At 58.0% G+C, this 16,708-nt stretch carries 17 protein-coding genes; 13 read left to right on the top strand and 4 right to left on the bottom strand.

Annotated elements, in window-relative coordinates; translation table 11 throughout:
• Nucleotides 1-3 precede the first annotated feature (3 nt).
• Nucleotides 4-1,059 (top strand): DUF2235 domain-containing protein, encoded by a 1,056-nt coding sequence (locus V7730_RS06720; protein ID WP_335746826.1) that lies wholly within the window; start codon nucleotides 4-6, stop codon nucleotides 1,057-1,059.
• Nucleotides 1,060-1,194: 135 nt separating this feature from the next.
• Here V7730_RS06720 and serS read toward each other — a convergent pair whose 3' ends face one another.
• Nucleotides 1,195-2,487 (bottom strand): serine--tRNA ligase, encoded by a 1,293-nt coding sequence (gene serS, locus V7730_RS06715; protein ID WP_335746825.1) that lies wholly within the window; start codon nucleotides 2,485-2,487, stop codon nucleotides 1,195-1,197.
• 205 nt (nucleotides 2,488-2,692) lie between these two features.
• Here serS and yajC point away from each other — a divergent pair, with 205 nt between their 5' ends.
• The 11 genes from yajC (at nucleotide 2,693) to V7730_RS06660 (ending at nucleotide 10,673) form a co-directional block, all read left to right on the top strand.
• Nucleotides 2,693-2,971, top strand: coding sequence for a preprotein translocase subunit YajC (gene yajC / locus V7730_RS06710; RefSeq protein WP_335746824.1), 279 nt, complete (start codon nucleotides 2,693-2,695; stop codon nucleotides 2,969-2,971).
• A gap of 31 nt (nucleotides 2,972-3,002) precedes the next feature.
• Nucleotides 3,003-4,652 (top strand): protein translocase subunit SecD, encoded by a 1,650-nt coding sequence (gene secD, locus V7730_RS06705; RefSeq protein ID WP_335746823.1) that lies wholly within the window; start codon nucleotides 3,003-3,005, stop codon nucleotides 4,650-4,652.
• Nucleotide 4,653: 1 nt separating this feature from the next.
• On the top strand, nucleotides 4,654-5,622 hold the full coding sequence (gene secF, locus V7730_RS06700) for a protein translocase subunit SecF (protein WP_335746822.1): 969 nt from the start codon (nucleotides 4,654-4,656) through the stop codon (nucleotides 5,620-5,622).
• Nucleotides 5,615-6,370 (top strand): sulfite exporter TauE/SafE family protein, encoded by a 756-nt coding sequence (locus V7730_RS06695; protein WP_335746821.1) that lies wholly within the window; start codon nucleotides 5,615-5,617, stop codon nucleotides 6,368-6,370. Before secF ends, V7730_RS06695 begins: the two co-directional genes overlap by 8 nt.
• A 3-nt stretch (nucleotides 6,371-6,373) precedes the next feature.
• Nucleotides 6,374-6,727 carry an Mth938-like domain-containing protein gene (locus V7730_RS06690; RefSeq protein WP_335746820.1) on the top strand — a complete coding sequence of 118 codons (354 nt, stop codon included), beginning with the start codon at nucleotides 6,374-6,376 and terminating at the stop codon, nucleotides 6,725-6,727.
• Nucleotides 6,728-6,733: 6 nt separating this feature from the next.
• Nucleotides 6,734-7,354 carry a heme ABC exporter ATP-binding protein CcmA gene (gene ccmA, locus V7730_RS06685; RefSeq protein ID WP_335746819.1) on the top strand — a complete coding sequence of 207 codons (621 nt, stop codon included), beginning with the start codon at nucleotides 6,734-6,736 and terminating at the stop codon, nucleotides 7,352-7,354.
• Nucleotides 7,351-8,007: a heme exporter protein CcmB gene (gene ccmB / locus V7730_RS06680; protein ID WP_335746818.1), complete on the top strand. Its 657-nt coding sequence runs from the start codon at nucleotides 7,351-7,353 to the stop codon at nucleotides 8,005-8,007. Before ccmA ends, ccmB begins: the two co-directional genes overlap by 4 nt.
• Nucleotides 8,008-8,057: 50 nt before the next feature.
• Nucleotides 8,058-8,789 (top strand): heme ABC transporter permease, encoded by a 732-nt coding sequence (locus V7730_RS06675; protein WP_335746817.1) that lies wholly within the window; start codon nucleotides 8,058-8,060, stop codon nucleotides 8,787-8,789.
• Nucleotides 8,786-8,950 (top strand): heme exporter protein CcmD, encoded by a 165-nt coding sequence (ccmD, locus tag V7730_RS06670; RefSeq protein WP_335746816.1) that lies wholly within the window; start codon nucleotides 8,786-8,788, stop codon nucleotides 8,948-8,950. The genes V7730_RS06675 and ccmD overlap by 4 nt, the downstream gene beginning before the upstream one ends.
• Nucleotides 8,937-9,476, top strand: a complete 540-nt coding sequence (locus tag V7730_RS06665; protein WP_335746815.1) for a DsbE family thiol:disulfide interchange protein — start codon at nucleotides 8,937-8,939, stop codon at nucleotides 9,474-9,476. The genes ccmD and V7730_RS06665 overlap by 14 nt, the downstream gene beginning before the upstream one ends.
• A 390-nt stretch (nucleotides 9,477-9,866) precedes the next feature.
• Entirely contained in the window at nucleotides 9,867-10,673 is an 807-nt protein-coding gene (locus V7730_RS06660) for a sterol desaturase family protein (RefSeq protein WP_335746814.1), read from the top strand.
• Nucleotides 10,674-10,926: 253 nt separating this feature from the next.
• Here V7730_RS06660 and acnA read toward each other — a convergent pair whose 3' ends face one another.
• Nucleotides 10,927-13,713 carry an aconitate hydratase AcnA gene (gene acnA / locus V7730_RS06655; protein WP_335746813.1) on the bottom strand — a complete coding sequence of 929 codons (2,787 nt, stop codon included), beginning with the start codon at nucleotides 13,711-13,713 and terminating at the stop codon, nucleotides 10,927-10,929.
• A 228-nt stretch (nucleotides 13,714-13,941) separates the two neighbouring features.
• Here acnA and V7730_RS06650 point away from each other — a divergent pair, with 228 nt between their 5' ends.
• Complete coding sequence (locus tag V7730_RS06650; protein ID WP_335746812.1) at nucleotides 13,942-14,652, top strand: DUF1223 domain-containing protein; 711 nt, start codon at nucleotides 13,942-13,944, stop codon at nucleotides 14,650-14,652.
• On the opposite strand, the gene V7730_RS06645 is transcribed toward V7730_RS06650, so the two are convergent.
• Nucleotides 14,649-15,548 (bottom strand): lysophospholipid acyltransferase family protein, encoded by a 900-nt coding sequence (locus V7730_RS06645; protein ID WP_335746811.1) that lies wholly within the window; start codon nucleotides 15,546-15,548, stop codon nucleotides 14,649-14,651. The genes V7730_RS06650 and V7730_RS06645 overlap by 4 nt on opposite strands.
• 68 nt (nucleotides 15,549-15,616) lie before the next feature.
• The gene (locus V7730_RS06640; RefSeq protein WP_335746810.1) at nucleotides 15,617-16,693 is read right to left on the bottom strand and encodes a flagellar motor switch protein FliG; all 1,077 of its coding nucleotides are present in this window, start codon (nucleotides 16,691-16,693) and stop codon (nucleotides 15,617-15,619) included.
• Nucleotides 16,694-16,708: the final 15 nt, after the last annotated feature.

Below are 16,708 nucleotides of genomic sequence, written 5' to 3'. Positions count from 1 at the left end.
CCAATGGCACCCGTAGCAATTTTTTGCGACGGCACATGGAACGACCCAACGATGCAGCAGCCGACCCATGTGGTCCGCCTGTTTCAGAAAACACGCACCAGCAACGCACAACACACCCGTTATTTCGAAGGTGTCGGGACCGGTGGCGCTGAGGTAGGTTTCCTCAGCAAAAGCTTGATGAAGTTGGGCGGCGGCGCGTTCGGCTGGGGCCTGAACGACAACATTAAGCACGCCTATGCCGCGCTGAGTGAACAGTATAAGGTGGGGGGCGATATCTTTATCTTGGGGTTCTCGCGGGGCGCTTATACGGCACGTTCGCTGGCCGGCATCATCCGTAAATGCGGGATTATGCCTGATCCCACAACGGATAAGTTGGACGAAGCATTCAGGCTTTACCGAAAACCCGGTCCCGAGAACCACCCAGATGCGCTGCATGTGCTTCAGGCGCGCTGCAAACTTTCGCCGCGTTTTGCGACCTCGCAAGCCGATATGGATTGGCGCACGGTCACCCCGTGGCGCGATGACCCTGACCGCATGCATAAGGTTGATATCGCCTATCTGGGCATCTGGGATACGGTCGGATCGCTTGGCGTTCCTGCGCCTTTGTTGGGGCCCGTGGCCAATCTGTGGAACAGTAAATACCGCTTTCACGACACCATGCTTAGCTCAATGGTGAGGGCTGCGCGCCATGCGGTTGCTTTGGATGAACGCCGCGTGTTTTACCGTCCCGCCCTGTGGGACAATCTGGAAGCGTCGCGCGATGATCCGGGCTTGAACAAGGGCGACCGCAGCCCGAAGCGGCCCTACCAGCAGGTTTGGTTCACCGGCAACCACGCGATTGTTGGCGGCTCGGCGCCCAAGGCGCGCGCGCTGACTGGACAATCGCTGTTGTGGATTGCCGAAGGCGCGAAAGAGGCGGGGTTGGACATTGATATGCAGGACCTTCTGGACCGTGTCCCTGATCCGATGGCTGATAGTCACACGCTGAACCAGCCGCCGTGGCTGTATACCGTGGCGGGTAATCCTGAAATTGCGTCGGGGGCCGGGGCATCCTGTTGATCTGCACCCCAGCGCGGACGCCCGGGTCAAGGGGCGACGCGACTACAGGCCGCGCTCGCTCAAGAGTTTGATGCCTGATCTGTTTGGCGCGGCGCCGGTCGCTAAACCGGCGCCGCCGCGTAACGAGCCGGGGCGTTAAGCCAGCGTTCCGTCCGTGTTCAGCGTTGTCTTGCCGCCCAGATAGGGCGCAAGCACGGCGGGCAGCACCACGGTGCCGTCCTCTTGCTGGCCATTCTCCAGCACCGCAATCAGGCAGCGTCCAACCGCAAGGCCGGACCCGTTGAGCGTATGCACGAACTGCGGCTTGCCGCCCTCGGCAGGCTTGAACCGTGCATTCATCCGGCGGGCTTGGAAATCACCGGTGGTCGAGACCGAGCTGATCTCGCGATAGGCGTTCTGACCGGGCAACCACGCCTCGATGTCATAGGTGCGGCGCGCGCCGAATCCCATGTCACCGGTACACAGGATCACTGTGCGATAGGGCACGCCCAGCTTCTCAAGAAGCCCCTCTGCACAGCTCAGCATGCGTTGCTGCTCTGCGTCTGATTCCTCGGGCAGAGTGATCGAGACCATCTCCACCTTCTCGAACTGGTGCTGGCGCAGCATGCCAGAAGTGTCACGCCCGGCACTCCCAGCCTCTGACCGGAAGCACAGCGTGTGCGCGGTCATGCGACGCGGCAGATCGGTAGCTTCAAGCGTATCACCAGCCACGGTATAGGTCAGCGGTACCTCGGAGGTAGGAACGAGCCACATACCTTCTTTGGTTCGATAGCTGTCTTCGCCGAATTTCGGCAGTTTATCAGTGCCATACATCGCCTCATCACGCACCAGTACAGGGGTGTTCACCTCTGTCAGGTCGTTTTCATCGACGTGAGTATCAAGCATAAATTGCGCCAATGCGCGGTGGATGCGTGCCACGCCGCGTTTGAGCATGACGAACCGCGCGCCGGATGTTTTGGCAGCGGTTTCGAAATCCATAGACGCGGCGACCGCTTCGATGTCGTAATGTTCACGTGCAGCAAAAGCGAAAGTAGGCACATCGCCCCAACGCTTTACCTCGACATTGTCGTTCTCGTCCGCGCCTTCAGGCACGTCATCAGCAGGAGCGTTCGGGATGCGCGCCAGCATATCGGTCAGCTTTGCATCCAGCTCTTTCGCTTCGGCCTGCATGGCGGCGACTTCGGCCTTTTTTTCAAAGACAAGGGCGCGCAGGCGCTCGAACTCGGCCTCGTCGCCTTTGGCCTTTGCGGCACCTACCTCTTTCGAAGCAGCGTTCTGCTCGGCCTGAGCGGCCTCTGCGGCCTGAATTTTAGCGCGCCGCGCAGAATCAAGTGCGAGGATATCCGACGACAGCGGAGCATCTCCGCGCCGCGCCAAAGCGGCGTCAAAAGCGTCGGGATTTGTCCGAATGGCACGAATGTCATGCATCTGTCTGTCCTTCATAGATTGAATCGTGTCGCCCGCGTTATGGCCGATTATTTGATGGCAGGGTAGAGGGACTGTGAAATCTGCTGTCAGCGCCTGCTTTTCGGGCTTACCGCGCCTTGCAAAGCGGCGCACCCGCGCATAGGTTCTGCCGAACTTGAGACACTGGGGAAACGTCCCCGCAAGCCGAACACAAAAGGACCTATCCATGCAAGGCATCCAGCAATTCATCCCGTTGATCCTCATCTTCGGGATCATGTACTTCCTGCTGATCCGTCCGCAGCAGAAAAAGCTGAAGGACCATCAGGCGATGGTTGCAGCCCTGCGCCGCGGCGATCAGGTCGTCACCCAAGGCGGGATGATCGGCAAAGTGGTTAAGGTCAAAGAAGACGGCGAGCTGGAGCTTGAGATTGCTGACGGCATCAAGGTTCGTGTGATCCAGAGCACCATTGCGACGGTAGTCAGCAAGACCGAACCGGCCAAGTAATCCCCTAAGCTATAAGTCAAAGGCGGGCGACATGCTCCAGATATCCGTATGGAAACGCATCGCCATCTGGCTGACCTGTGCGGTCGGGCTTTTGCTGGCGATGCCCAATGCGTTCTATGGCCCCGTCGAGAGCCATAATGACGCGGTCAAGGCGATCGAGCTTTCGGGCAACACGCCAGAGCTGGACGCGCAGCGCGCGCTTTGGCCGGATTTCCTGCCCAACGGGCTGGTCAATCTGGGTCTTGATCTGCGCGGCGGTGCGCATTTGCTGGCTGAGGTGCGTGTCACGGACGTTTACGATGCCCGCCTTGAAGCGATGTGGCCCGAAGTGCGCGATGCGCTGCGCGGCCTGACAGCGGTCCGCCGTCAGGAGGCCGCGACAGGTGAATTGAAGGTGCGCCTAAGCGACGCCGACAAGATGACCGAGGCTTTGGTAATTGTTCGTGGTCTCGCGCAGCCTGTGCAGACACTTACCGGGGTAGGGGCCAATGACATCGAGGTCTCTGGTGACACCAGCGTAATTACTGTTGTTCTGTCCGATGCGGAAAAAAGCGCGACGGACGAGCGGACCATGCAGCAGTCCCTTGAGATTATCCGCCGCCGTATCGACGAAGTCGGTACCCGTGAGCCGACGATCCAGCGGCAAGGTGTGGACCGCATTCTTATTCAGGTGCCCGGCATCGGCTCTGCCGCGGAGCTGAAAGAGATCATCGGCACCACGGCGCAGCTGACATTCAATCCGGTTGTGCGCCGCACGACAAACGGCTCCGAGAACTCGGGTATCGGCAACAAGACTGTGCCGTCGCTTGATGAAGAGGGGCTGTTTTACGTGATCGAAAGCGCGCCTGTTGTGACCGGCGAAGAGCTGGTCGACGCACAGCCCAGCTTTGACCAGAACGGCGCGCCTGCAGTAAGCTTCCGTTTTAACACAAGCGGTGCGCGTAAGTTCGGAAACTACACGGCCGAAAACATCGGTTCTCCTTTTGCGATTGTGCTGGATGATGAAGTCGTCAGCGCGCCGACCATCCAAAGCCATATTCCGGGCGGCTCAGGCATCATCACCGGTAACTTCAACGTCGAGGATTCGACCCGTCTGGCGGTTTTGCTGCGTGCAGGTGCCCTGCCTGCCAAGCTCGAATTTCTTGAGGAACGCACGATTGGGCCGGAATTGGGTCAGGACAGTATTGATGCGGGCAAGATCGCGACGGTCGTTGCTTTTGCCGCTGTGCTGTTTTTCATGTGGGCGGCCTACGGGTTGTTCGGCATTTTTGCCAACATCGCGCTTATCATCAACGTCGGGCTGTTGTTCGGCCTACTAAGCCTGATCGGTGCGACACTTACCTTGCCGGGTATCGCAGGGATCGTGCTGACAGTTGGTATGGCGGTCGACGCCAACGTGCTGATTTTTGAGCGAATCCGCGAAGAGGTTTTGACGGCCAAAGGCCCAGCACGAGCCATCGCGTTGGGCTATGAAAAGGCGCTCAGCGCCATTCTGGATGCCAACATCACGACCTTCATCACCGCCGTGATCCTCTTTGCCATAGGCTCGGGTCCGGTACGCGGTTTTGCGATCACGCTGGGCCTTGGCATTCTCACGTCGGTCTTTACGGCGATTTACGTAACACGTTTGATGGTGGTCATCTGGTATGAGCGCCGCCGTCCCAAAACGATTGAGCTTTGATATGCGCCTCAGACTTGCAAAACAGAACACGAACTTTGACTTCTTCAGCCGCTGGAAACTATGGCTGGGTATCTCGGGCCTGATGATGGTGGTGGCGCTTGTGTCCTTCCTGCTTCAGGGCCTGAACTTTGGCATTGATTTTCGGGGCGGCACGAGCATCCGCACCGAAAGCCCGCGCCCCGTTGTGGTTGCCGAATACCGTGATGCCATCGCGACGCTGGGCATAGGTGACGTCACCATCACAGAAGTTTTCGACCCCCAGTTCCGTGACGACCAGAATGTCGCCATGATCCGTATCCAGGCACAGGATGATCAGGAAGCTGTGACAACCGAGCTTATTCAGTCGGTTGAGGATGTGCTGTCTGCGGTTCGTCCGGATATCAAGTTCATCTCGGTGGAATCCGTCGGCCCGAAAGTGTCGGGTGAACTAATCAATACGGCGATTATGGCAGTGGCTCTCGCGATTGGGGCGGTACTGATTTATATCTGGCTGCGGTTCGAATGGCAGTTCGCTGCCGGTGCCGTGCTGGCGTTGATCCATGACGTGGTGCTGACCATCGGTGTCTTCTCGGAGCTGCAGATCCGGTTCGATCTGGCGATTATTGCGGCCTTGCTGACCATTGTGGGCTACTCGCTCAACGATACGGTGGTGGTGTTCGACCGCGTTCGCGAGAACCTGCGTAAATACAAGAACCGTCCGTTGAAGGAAGTGCTCAACAAGTCCATCAACGAGACATTGAGCCGGACCTTCATGACCTCCATGACCACCCTGCTGGCGCTGATCGCGCTGTTTGTATTAGGCGGAGACGTGATCCGTGGCTTCGTTTTTGCCATGATCTGGGGCGTTATTGTCGGGACTTATTCCTCCGTCTTCGTCGCCTCGGCAGTGTTGCTGTACTTCGGCGTAAAACGCGACTGGTCCAAACCTGACGCGAATTCCGGCAACCAATTCGCCAACATTGATGCCTGACATACTGGCAGCAGCCCTTGCTACGCAGGGGCTGCTCTGGTTGGTGCTGGCAGTCTGTATTGCTGGACTGGTACGCGGATTTGCAGGTTTCGGCTCGGCCATGATCATCATGCCAGCGGCAAGCATGGTCCTGCCACCGGTTGAGGCGATTATCTTCATGATCTCGACAGAGCTGGTTGGCCCGCTGCCTAACGTGCGTGCCGCATGGCGGACTTGCACACGATTGGACCTCGGACGGCTGTTGGTTGGCGCGGTGCTTGCTTTGCCGCTGGGCATCTGGGCGCTGAGCCTGACGGACCCGACCCTATTCGGCTGGATCGTATCGGCCAGCGTATTTGTTTTACTGGGATTGATGGTCTCAGGCCGGCGTCTGCACCGCGCGCTCACGCCACGACTGACGTTGGGTGCAGGGGCACTGGGCGGGTTCATGGTCAGTTTTGCAGGGCTGCCCGGACCTCCGGTGATCATGCTTTACATGGCCAGCAAACTGCCCATATCGGTGATCCGCGCCAACTTTCAGCTCTATCTGCTGGCGATTGATCTGATGCTGTTCGGGGTTTTCTGGCTGCTGGGGATGATGAACTGGTCAATTGTTGTTCTGGGTCTGCTGGTCGGTATCCCGAACGTGATCGCCAACATGGTGGGTGCGCGGCTTTTTGACCCATCATCCGAGCGGATTTTTCGCACCGTGGCCTATCTCGTCATCGCGGTATCGGCTACGGTTGGTCTTCCCCTATGGAAAGGATGAACCATGCGTTTGAATGAGATCGTCTTTAACGATGCCAAGCCTGTCGAAGGCTATGGCCCCGGTTTTTTCCGAATTGGTGGTCAGGTGATTCATGGGCCGGTGATCGCTGCGCCTTCTGGCACGCAGACTTGGGGCGGCTTGGATGACATCGAAGCGTTGGAAGCGCTGGTGACGCAAAGCGATGTGATCTTTATCGGCACAGGGGCCGAGATCGCCCATCTACCCGCTGGCCTACGCGCGCGGTTGGAAGAAGCAGGCGTTGGGGTCGAAGCCATGTCCTCTCCAGCGGCGGCACGCACTTATAACGTCTTGCTGAGCGAGGGGCGGCGCGTCTCTCTCGCCATGCTGCCGGTCTGAGGCGGCATGGGTCTGCGTTTGTCCGATGTGGCTGTCGCGCGCGGTGGCGTGCCTGTTCTGAGCGGTGTTTCTTTCACGCTGGAACCGGGTAAGGCACTGATCCTGCGCGGCCCAAACGGGTCGGGTAAGACAACGTTGCTGCGCACAATCGCCGGACTGCAACCCGCGCTGTCAGGTCACATCGAGGGCGCAGCTGACGCGGTGGCCTACGCGGGCCATGCAGACGGGCTCAAAGCCATGCTGAGCGTTGCAGAGAACCTGACATTCTGGGCTTCAGTCTATGGTAGCCATGACATTACTCCGGCGCTGGAGGCATATTCCCTGCGCCCCTTGGCGGACCGTCTGACCGGCACGCTTTCGGCTGGGCAGAAACGGCGCGCGGGGCTGGCGCGGCTGATGGTCACCGGACGGCCCATCTGGGTGTTGGACGAGCCGACGGTTTCGCTGGATGCCGATGCGGTCGGGATGTTTGCTGACGCGGTGCGCGGGCATCTGCGGGCAGGGGGGATGGCGCTGCTCGCGACCCACATCGATCTGGGGCTGGATGATGCACAGGTACTCGATGTGACGCCGCTGCGCGCGGTGGTAGGCGAGATGCACGGCGCCAGCGATGAGGCATTCCTGTGATCGCGCTGCTGATCCGCGACTTGCGGCTAGCCTTTCGTGCCGGTGGTGGCTTTGGCCTTGGCCTTGCGTTTTTCCTGATCCTTGTCGTGTTAGTGCCGTTCAGCGTGGGACCACAAAGTGCGCTGCTCGCATCTATCGCGCCGGGTATCCTCTGGCTGGGCGCGCTCTTGGCGTGCCTGCTGTCGCTTGACCGGCTGTTGGCGCTGGATTTCGAGGATGGCACGTTGGACGTTTTGGCAACGGCGCCACTGCCGCTGGAAGCGGCGCTGGCGGTCAAGGGGCTGGCCCACTGGATCACCACAGGACTGCCGCTGGTTCTGGCGGCCCCTTTTCTGGGTGTATTATTGAACCTGCCACCGCAGGGCTTTGTCTGGCTGGTTGTGTCCTTGTTGCTCGGTACGCCGGCGCTGTCGATGATTGGCACTTTTGGCGCTGCTTTGACCGTCGGGATCAAGCGTGGTGGCTTGCTGATGTCGCTGCTGGTGCTGCCTCTTTATGTGCCAACGCTCATTTTCGGGGCTGAGGCAGCGCGGCGCGGCGCGGTTGGTATGGCGGTTGATACACCACTGTTGCTGCTGGTCGGGATCAGCCTCGGGTCGATCGCGCTGTTGCCCTTCGCGGCGGCTGCTGCCCTGCGGATGACAATCAGGTGAGCGCGCCGTTCCCCATTGAGCCTTCTTTCACGGAGTAATAGATACCTCTCATGTCACTTTGGAAATACGCAAATCCGGTCAAGTTTCTGGCGCTTAGTGCGCGTGTGCAGCCATTTGCCTGGGCTGCTGCGGCGCTGGGTATCCTTATCGGGCTTGGCTGGGGCTTTTTCGCCACGCCGGACGACTTCCGTCAAGGCTCGACCATCAAGATTATATACATCCACGTGCCTGCTGCCTGGATCGCCATAAACGCATGGATCATGATGCTGATCACCTCGTTGATCTGGCTGGTCCGACGCCACCACGTGAGCGCGCTTGCCGCTAAGGCAGCGGCTCCTGTGGGATTGGTGATGACCGTGATCGGGCTGGTGACAGGGGCTGTCTGGGGCCAGCCGATGTGGGGTACATGGTGGGCATGGGATCCGCGCCTGACCTCGTTTCTGATCCTGTTTCTCTTCTATCTGGGCTATATCGCGCTTTGGGAAGCCGTTGAGGATCCTGACACAGCCGCTGATCTGACCTCAGTGCTGTGTCTTGTCGGATCTGTTTTTGCGCTGATGTCGCGCTATGCTGTGCTGTTCTGGAGTCAGGGCTTGCATCAGGGCGCGACGCTGAGTCTTGATAAGGAAGAGAACATCTCGGACGTGTTCTGGCAGCCGCTGGTGCTGTCGATTGCAGGGTTCACCCTGCTGTTTCTTGCGCTTGTGCTATACCGCACGGGTACTGAAATTGCGCTGCGCCGCACGCGCGCGCTTAACGTAAGACTGGATAAAGCCGTATGATGCCCGAGCTTGGAAAATACGCCACCGAAGTCCTCAGTGCTTACGGTATCACGCTGGTGCTGATGTTGGGTCTGCTGGTGCAAACGCTGCGCCGCGGGGCCAAAGCAAGGGCCGCATTGCGACAGGCAGAACAGGAGACCGCACGCAATGCCAAGGTTTAGCCCTTTGATGATCGCCCCGCCGCTGATTTTTGCGGCCTTTGTCGGGTTTGCCTTTGTTGGCATGTACCGCGAGAACCCTGAAGGGCTACCCTCAACGCTGGTAGGTCAATTGGCCCCCGGTGTGCCCGAGCGCGCGCTGAAGAATTTCCCGCAAGCGACTGAAGCCATGCTGGCAGGCGGCGAAGTGACATTGGTGAACTTCTGGGCCAGCTGGTGCCCCCCGTGCCGTGCAGAGCACCCCAAGTTGCTAGAGATGGAAGCAAACGGCATTGATATTGTTGGCATCAACTTCAAGGATACCGAGGCTGCTGCCACGAAATACCTCCGAGACGACGACAATCCGTTCATCGGTGTGGGCTTTGATCCGCAGGGTCGTACGGCGATTGACTGGGGCGTGACCGCGCCGCCCGAGACTTTTATTCTGGACGCAGAGGGCAAGGTGCTTTTCCGCTTCGCCGGTCCGCTGGTTGGCGCCGACTACGAGCAACGCTTTTTACCCGCGCTCAACAAGGCGTTGGGGCGATAGGAGCAAAAACCAAGGCCACGGCTAAGGGGTTTACCGCATTACGTCCCCTTCACCATGAGTGGCTGAGCTGTCTGTTCACTACGGAATAATTTGGCATAGAGAGAAGAAACAGGAGGTTTGCCGTTGGCGTGAGAAACGGCGTTGCATGCACGCCAACAGGGGCCACCCATGCACCAAATACGGCTCTCCGTTCTTTTAAACACCGTCACGCTCCGAACAAAGTGCAGGACAATAGGGGCCTAGCGCCGCAATTGTTTCCAAGTAGCATCCAATTTATGTCACATTTTGGTGCCAGACAGCTATATAGGTGATTGAAAACGCTAGGTGGCAATTATGGATTGGCTGACTTTATTTCTTTTGAAATCTTGGAATGCGGTTTTGACCGCCGGCATGGGAATACTGACTCCTGCGCTATTTTTCCTGTGCTTGGGCTATTTGGTTAAGCGCAAAGCGTTGTTTAGTGACATCCGCCGCGCCCTGCCAGAGACCGGACTGAACATACAGATCATGCTGTTCAATCTTGTCTTTACCGTGCCTGTTATCGTGTTCGCAGCAACATTTCTGTCCAGCTTTTGGCATTCTACCGGCTTTGTGATGTATTCTCCGGAGGATTGGAGCGGCTGGCGGGTCGTTGCGGTGGTCATCGTCGCTATCGTGGTTGGAGATTTTGTTGGCTACTGGCGTCATCGGTTCGAACACAATTCATTCTTATGGCCATCCCACGCGGTGCACCATTCCGATACCGAGATGACATGGCTGTCGTTAGAACGTTTCCATCCAATCAACCGTTTGATCACGTTCGCCATCGATTCAAGCGCACTTCTGATCCTCGGATTTCCGCCTTATGCCGTCGTCGCCAACTCACTGATCCGGCACTACTACGGCTTCTTCATCCACGCTGATCTGCCTTGGACCTACGGCAAATGGAACATCCTTTTCGTGTCGCCCGCGATGCACCGCTGGCACCATTCTGCAGACGAGGTGGCCTACGGTCGCAACTTTGCTACCATCTTTGGCCTGTGGGATTGGGCGTTCGGCACACATTATGTCCCAGGTCCATGTGATGGCCCCCTTGGCGTGGTCACGGATGAGATGGAGCCCACCCTCTGGTCACAATTGAGCTACACATTCCGACCCAAGGCTTATGCGAAATTGTTCCGCCGCAAACTCACCAGCGATGCGACACCGGGTGAATAGCAACGCATAGCATGGCTCAAAACTCGATGAGCGCCAAACGGTAGATTTGGGAGGCGCGTATACCTCCGCGGTATTGCCTGCGGCCCAGTTGCGCAAAGTGTGATCAGCGCCTTCGAGGTCAAACTAAGTGATGCCCCTTGCGCGGGCGCGCGGAATCCGGCCGCTAATTTGGGGCGGAAGCTGACTTGCAAAATAAAAGCCCCCGCTGCTTGAAGCAGCGGGGGCTTTTCATTTTCGGAGCGCTTGCGAGAAGTTACTCGGCTGCGACACTCCTGTTGGCCAGATCGCGCAGCACGTAGTGCAGAACGCCACCGTGTTCGATGTACTCGATCTCGATTGCCGTATCGATGCGGCACTTGATCATGATGTTCTTCACATCGCCGTTTGCCATGGTGATGACGCAAGGGACTTCTTGCAGTGGCTTGATCGTGTCGAGGCCGGAGATGCTTACCGTTTCCTCACCCGTCAGGCTAAGCGATTTGCGCGTGTCGCCATTGGTGAATTCTAATGGGATGACACCCATACCAACGAGGTTGGAGCGGTGGATACGCTCGAAGTTCTCCGCGATGACAGCTTTCACCCCCAGCAACGCCGTCCCTTTGGCCGCCCAGTCGCGCGAGGACCCCGCACCATACTGCTCGCCGCCGAAGATGACCAGCGGTGTGCCCGCTGCCTGATACGCCATCGCCGCGTCGTAGATCGAGGTCTGTGCGCCATCGGGGCCCTTTGTATAGCCGCCTTCAACGCCGTCCAGCATCTCGTTCTTGATGCGGATGTTGGCGAAGGTGCCGCGCATCATCACTTCGTGGTTACCACGGCGCGATCCGTAGGAGTTGAACTCGCGCACAGGCACCTGATGTTCAAGCAGGTACTGACCCGCTGGCGTGTCTTCTTTGAACGAGCCGGCAGGGCTGATGTGGTCGGTGGTGATCATATCGCCCAAAACCGCCAGCACTTTCGCGCCGTTGATGTTGGTGATGACACCCGGTTCCTTGCTCATCCCCTGAAAATAGGGCGGGTTCTGGACGTAAGTAGATGCGGGTGGCCAGTCATAGGTTTTGGCGTCTGTAATTTCCACCTCCTGCCACTTTTCGTCGCCCTTGAACACATCGGCGTATTTCGACTGGAAGGCTTCGCGCGTGACGGTCTGCTCGACCAGCTCCGCGATTTCCTGTGTCGTGGGCCAGATGTCTTTCAGATAGACATCGTTGCCGTTCTGGTCCTGACCCAGCGGGCTGCCGGCCAGATCGTGGTTCATATCACCGACCAGCGCATAGGCCACCACGAGCGGCGGAGAGGCCAGATAGTTGGCGCGCACATCGGGGGAGATACGCCCCTCGAAGTTGCGGTTACCCGACAGAACGGACGTGCCGATCAGGTCGTAATCGTTGATCGCCTTGCTGATCGCAGGTTCCAGCGGGCCAGAGTTACCGATGCAGGTGGTACAGCCATAGCCGACGAGGTTGAACCCGATGGCGTCCAGATCTTCTTGCAAATTGGCAGCCTCGAGATAGGCGGACACAACCTGGGAGCCAGGGGCGAGCGATGTTTTCACCCAAGGCTTGCGGGTCAGACCCAATGCGCGCGCTTTACGTGCCACAAGGCCCGCGCCGATCATCACATAGGGGTTGGAGGTGTTGGTGCACGATGTGATCGATGCAATCACGATAGAGCCGTCATGCAGCTGGTAGTTGCCATCGTCGGTTTGCACGTAGCCACGGTTGTGGTGGCCGGTATCACCCGGGATGTCCTTAGACTCTGGTTGGCCGCCTTCACCTTCCCAGCGTACTTCGGAAGCTTTGCTTGTGTCCTTGCCGTCCCGCTCGCCTTTGATGTAGTCGGCAAAGGCTGTGTGCGCAGAAGTCAGCGCGATGTGATCCTGCGGACGCTTGGGGCCGGAGATGGCAGGTACGACGGTGCCCATATTAAGGCTCATCGTGTCGGTATAGATCGGCGCATAGTCATCACCGCGCCACATGCCGTTCTCTTTTGCATAGGCCTCGACCAGCGCAATGCGGTCCTCGTCGCGGCCCGTGGTGCGCATATAGCGCAGGGTTTCACCGTCAATCGGGAAGAAACCACAGGTCGCACCATATTCTGGCGCCATGTTTGCTATTGTCGCACGGTCTGCCAGTGGCAGGTGATCCAGGCCTTCGCCGTAGAATTCGACGAATTTGCTGACCACGCCTTTTGCGCGCAGCAGCTCGACCACTTTCAGAACCAGATCGGTACCGGTGGTGCCTTCCATCATGCGGCCTGTCAGCTCAAAGCCCACAACTTCCGGGATCAGCATCGAAATTGGCTGACCCAGCATCGCGGCCTCTGCTTCAATACCGCCAACACCCCAGCCCAGAACGGCCATGCCGTTGACCATTGTGGTGTGGCTGTCTGTCCCAACGAGCGTATCAGGGTAAGCGACTTCAACGCCGTCTTGGTCTTTGTCTGTCCAGACCGTCTGCGCCAGATACTCAAGGTTCACCTGGTGGCAAATGCCGGTGCCGGGGGGCACAACGCGGAAGTTGTTAAACGCCTTCTGGCCCCACTTCAGGAATGTATAGCGCTCCATGTTGCGCTCATATTCGCGGTCTACGTTCATCTGGAACGCACGCGGATTGCCGAATTCGTCGATCATGACGGAGTGGTCGATGACAAGATCAACAGGGTTCAGCGGATTGATCTGATCGGCATCGCCGCCAAGCGCCACAAGACCGTCGCGCATCGCTGCAAGGTCCACAACCGCCGGAACGCCGGTGAAATCCTGCATCAGAACGCGGGCAGGGCGGTACGCAATCTCGCGCGGGTTCTTGCCGCCTTTGGCACCCCATTCGGCGAACGCTTTGATGTCGTCCACGGTAACGGTTTTGCCATCTTCAAAGCGCAGCATGTTCTCAAGCACAACCTTGAGCGCGGCTGGAAGATTGGAAAAGTCACCCAGACCAGCAGCCTGAGCGGCAGGAATCGAGTAATAGGCGAAGGATTGATCACCTGATTTGAGTGTTTTACGGGTTTTGGCAGTATCCTGACCGACGATGATAGTCATATGTGGCTCCAAATATGGGGTTGTCTACAAGTAGAACTTGGGGCCTGAATGGCCTATATTCACGCGGTTTTCAACCGAAATCACGGCAATTGTATACCGTTGTACACCAAAATTTCCACAATTCCGCCACAGCCGCTGGTTACACGGGCCTCTCTCGAAACCTTGATTGGTTATTTCAGTGAGCGGCCGCTACCAAATACGAGACACCTTAACGACGATTGGAATCACATGTCCCGAGTTGTGAACATATTGACCGCAGGTATTTTGGCCGTTGGATCAAGCCTTGCGACAGCAGCATTTGCCGAACAGCGCCCTGTCGTTGTGGAACTTTTTACATCGCAGGGGTGTTCCAGTTGCCCGCCGGCCGACGAGATTCTAAGTGAACTGCGTGAACGCGATGACGTTATCGCGATTGCCCTGCATGTGGATTACTGGGATTACATCGGCTGGAAGGATGAGTTCGGCAATCCGGACCACGCCGTACGGCAACGCGCCTATGCGGCTAGAGCGGGGCGGCGTTCAATCTATACGCCGCAGATGATTGTAAACGGCCAAACCGATATTGTCGGGGCCAAGCCGATGGTGCTGTCCAAAGCGATTGCCAAGCATAAGGAAGCTGGTGTCCGCATGGAGCTTGATGTGCAGCGCACTGAGGATGGGGTGAAAATTAGCGGAACAGTCCCAACAGGCAATGTCACTGCAATGGAAGTGACTTTGCTGCATGTTATTCCGTCCCGGGTCAGCACGATTACCCGTGGTGAAAACCGCTCTAAAACGATCGAGTACACCAATATTGCGGAGAGCCTGACGACTGCGGCTGAATGGGACGGGCAAAGCCCACTCAGCCTTTCGCTGGATGTGAGCAGAGATGATCCGCTTGTGGTTCTTGTGCAAGAAGCAGGCGCAGGGCCGATCGTGGCAGCAGCCCGCGTTGATTAAGCTTGCGGTCGCCAGCGGCGGTGGACCCAGAACCACTGGCCCGGATCGGCTTTGACCTTTTCGGCCAAACTGTCATTCAGCGCTTGGGTCATTGTTATCGGGTCAGAGGCAGGAATGGGCGCCTCTAGCACAGTTTTAAATGTCAGCCCGTCCGGCTGGCGGATGCCGTAAAACGGGATCAACAGTGCATCATAACGCAGTGCCAACTCGGCGGCTGAAACTGCAGTGTTTGCCGGTTGGCCAAGGAAATCGAACAAGGGCGCGTTGAACACATGCTGGTCGAACAATAGCACCAACTGTCCACCTTCCTTAAGGTGACGGACAAAACCTGCAGTACCGCGTCGACCCTGCGGAAAAACGGGGCCGCCAAATGCCTCCATCGTCTTAACGTAATGCGCGTTAAAATAGGGGTTCTTCATGTCGCGGTAGAGCCCGCCGATGTTTAGACCTCGCGCCACCAGTGCCGCGCGCGCCGCTTCATAGTTGCCGTAATGGCCACTCACCAGAATGACGGGCTTGCCTTGCGCCACAGCTTCCTCAATCGGGGCAACACCCGCGCCGGTCAGCTGGTTGTTCGACATCCGCTTTGGAAAATCCTTGGCAGAGTAGTTTTCAATGAATGTACGGCCCACGTTGTTGAGACATTGCGACGCGATCTGTTGCCGCTTTGGGGCCGACATGTCGGGCCAAATCAGCGCCAGATTATCAAGCGCGCGACGTCGGTAACCGGCAAGCGGCCCGATCACGTGCTGCACCACCGTTCCCATCATCCGCACCCGCGTCGCGTAAGGCAGCATCAGCATCAGCCGGATCAATCCTACGATGACCAGATTGCTCAGGTAGTGGCCCACCTTACGTACAAGGCCTGATTGTTGTGATGGAGTTGATGCGGACATGAAAGCCTGTTCTGTAACAAGTGACCCTCACATATAGTCCCAAGGCGGCGATGCAACAAGAGGCGGCGTCAGCCCTCTTCCTCCTCATCTTCGGGCTGGACGAAAACCAGATCGCCGCGGTTTTCCATATCGCGGATCACTGCCACGATGGCAGACATCGCCTCGTCCGCGTCAGATGGCTTGATTTTGCCAGCCTCGGCTTCGTCTTCGCGCAGCTGATCGGCCATGCGACCTGACATGTTTTCAAGGATAAAGTCACGCGACGCTGCAAAACCGGCAGCTTCAGCACCGGCCATCGCAGTAATTAGCGCAGCACCATCCATTTCGCGCAGAACGCGGGGAATATCGCGTGGCACGATTCGCGCTGCGATGTTGCCGAAGGTAAAGATCGTTTTGCGCACCGCATGTGCAAGCGCCTGATCGGTTTCTTCCAATCCTGTCATCACATCGTCCCGCGTGGGCGTTGATGAGGAATTTAGGATCGCGCCCAGCCGCTCTGCTGCGCCAGTGTCAAAGGCAGGCACCTTTTGCTGGTCAAGTTGTGCCGCCAGTGACAGGCCAATGCGGTCAACGGCATCGGGCGTGACATCACTGGTCAGAGAGACCGCATAGGTGATGCGCCGCGCTTCTGGTCCGGACAGACGCCCCAGAAGCCCAGCGGCCACCGGCACATCCAATTTTGACAACAGCACAGCTGCGACTTCGGTACTTTCGCACGCAATGATGTTCTGCAACTCCTGCTCTGATGACGCACGCAGGCGTTTCCATGGATCGCCCGCCGCGCGCACCCCTGCTTCCTTACGCAAGCGTGCTGCTGTTTCTCGACTGATCCGCCCCTCCAGCGCGTCCAACGCCCCTGCGATACCGCCCGGAAAAGAAAGGCCGATGGATTCAAGCGCTTCGGTAAACTCCGCAACAACAGAGGCGAGGGTGACACGGTCCACCACACGCATCGAGCCCATCTGCTGCGTCAGAAGCGCCTGCAGTTCGGCAGGAAGTTCTTCCAGCGGGATATCCGCCCCTTCGTTGATCAATAGGCGCACGACAATAGCAGCTTTGGCACGCTTGCTCAGCATGGGCTGCGGGATGATCCGCGACAGCGTCTGTGCGTTGGACGGGGCGGGAAGGGAGGTCGTTTCATTCATCGGCGCCAATCTTTG

It is taken from the genome of Sulfitobacter sp., from assembly GCF_036961165.1.
Lineage (GTDB): Bacteria > Pseudomonadota > Alphaproteobacteria > Rhodobacterales > Rhodobacteraceae > Sulfitobacter.
The sequence above is the reverse complement of the archived record's forward strand: the minus strand, read 5'-3'. Positions and strand labels throughout refer to the sequence as shown.